Source organism: Arthrobacter sp. H41, assembly GCF_000520535.1.
In the GTDB taxonomy this organism is placed as follows: domain Bacteria; phylum Actinomycetota; class Actinomycetes; order Actinomycetales; family Micrococcaceae; genus Arthrobacter_D.
On record NZ_KI914806.1, the window covers coordinates 14,813 to 16,590 of the forward strand.

The following is a 1,778-nucleotide window of genomic DNA, read 5'->3' on the forward strand; positions in this document are numbered from 1 at the left end:
AAGGGCTCCGGCAGCGGCACCTACGGCCCCCGCGACCCCGCCGGTGACGGCGCTGTCGCCACCAAGTCCCGCGAGGACAAGATCTCACAGACCGCCACCATCCTCGGGCTGATCGCCCTCGCGGTCATCGCCCTCGGCTTCAGTGTCGACGTCGGATTCGTCGCCATCACCGTGGCCGTCATCCTCGCCCTCATCTCACCCAAGGCGCAGAGCGGCGCGGTGAACAAGATCGCCTGGTCAACAGTGCTCCTGATCTGCGGGATGCTGACCTTCGTCGGAGTCCTCCAGGCCGCCGGCACCATCGAATACGTCTCCGACGGCGTCGCGAGCCTCGGCATGCCGCTGCTTGCCGCGCTCCTCATCTGCTACATCGGCGCCGTCGTCTCGGCCTTCGCCTCCTCGACAGCCATTCTCGCGGCCCTCATCCCGCTGGCCATCCCGTTCCTCGAATCCGGTGAGGTGGGTGCCGTGGGCGTGGTGGCGGCGCTCGCGGTGTCCTCCACCATCGTCGACGTATCGCCGTTCTCCACCAACGGTGCGCTGGTTCTCGCCAACGCCCCCGAGGGAACCGACAAGGACCGTTTCTACCGGCAGATTCTCGGGTATGGCGCGCTCGTGGTGGTTGCCGGCCCGGTGATCGCCTGGCTCATCCTCGTGGTTCCGGGATGGCTGTAGGCCCCCGATATCATTCCCAGGAAAGGAACAGCACATGACACCGGAGACAAGTGCAGGACCCCTCAGTGGCTACCTCGTGGTGGACCTCAGCCGTGCGCTAGCAGGACCGCACGCAGGAATGATGCTCGGGGACCTCGGCGCCCACTTCGTGGAGGAAGCCGCTGAAGCACGCATGAATCTGAGCGCCGGCGCCCGAGCGGCGGACGTGACCTTCAAGGGCTCCGGCAGCGGCACCTACGGCCCCCGCGACCCCGCCGGTGACGGCGCTGTCGCCACCAAGTCCCGCGAGGACAAGATCTCACAGACCGCCACCATCCTCGGGCTGATCGCCCTCGCGGTCATCGCCCTCGGCTTCAGTGTCGACGTCGGATTCGTCGCCATCACCGTGGCCGTCATCCTCGCCCTCATCTCACCCAAGGCGCAGAGCGGCGCGGTGAACAAGATCGCCTGGTCAACAGTGCTCCTGATCTGCGGGATGCTGACCTTCGTCGGAGTCCTCCAGGCCGCCGGCACCATCGAATACGTCTCCGACGGCGTCGCGAGCCTCGGCATGCCGCTGCTTGCCGCGCTCCTCATCTGCTACATCGGCGCCGTCGTCTCGGCCTTCGCCTCCTCGACAGCCATTCTCGCGGCCCTCATCCCGCTGGCCATCCCGTTCCTCGAATCCGGTGAGGTGGGTGCCGTGGGCGTGGTGGCGGCGCTCGCGGTGTCCTCCACCATCGTCGACGTATCGCCGTTCTCCACCAACGGTGCGCTGGTTCTCGCCAACGCCCCCGAGGGAACCGACAAGGACCGTTTCTACCGGCAGATTCTCGGGTATGGCGCGCTCGTGGTGGTTGCCGGCCCGGTGATCGCCTGGCTCATCCTCGTGGTTCCGGGATGGCTGTAGGCCCCCGATATCATTCCCAGGAAAGGAACAGCACATGACACCGGAGACAAGTGCAGGACCCCTCAGTGGCTACCTCGTGGTGGACCTCAGCCGTGCGCTAGCAGGACCGCACGCAGGAATGATGCTCGGGGACCTCGGCGCCCGGGTGATCAAGGTGGAGAACCCCGGCTCGGGGGATGACACCCGGGGCTGGGGGCCACCGTTCGTGGGCCCC

Annotated in this window: 3 protein-coding genes; all 3 read left to right on the forward strand. The window is 67.0% G+C overall.

Annotated features, from left to right (window positions below):
* The coding region (locus Y705_RS21380; protein WP_253908588.1) for an SLC13 family permease at positions 1-675 on the forward strand (675 nt) is incomplete at its 5' end.
* 34 nt (positions 676-709) lie between these two features.
* A complete protein-coding gene (locus Y705_RS19375; RefSeq protein WP_155850046.1) occupies positions 710-1,564 on the forward strand; it encodes an SLC13 family permease in 855 nt (284 codons plus the stop codon).
* A gap of 34 nt (positions 1,565-1,598) precedes the next feature.
* The coding region (locus tag Y705_RS19380; RefSeq protein WP_173401082.1) for a CoA transferase at positions 1,599-1,778 on the forward strand (180 nt) is incomplete at its 3' end.

Coding starts and splice junctions, on each gene's coding strand:
- Y705_RS19375 (WP_155850046.1), top strand. CDS start 710: ATGACACCGGAGACAAGTGCAGGACCCCTCAGTGGCTACCTCGTGGTG.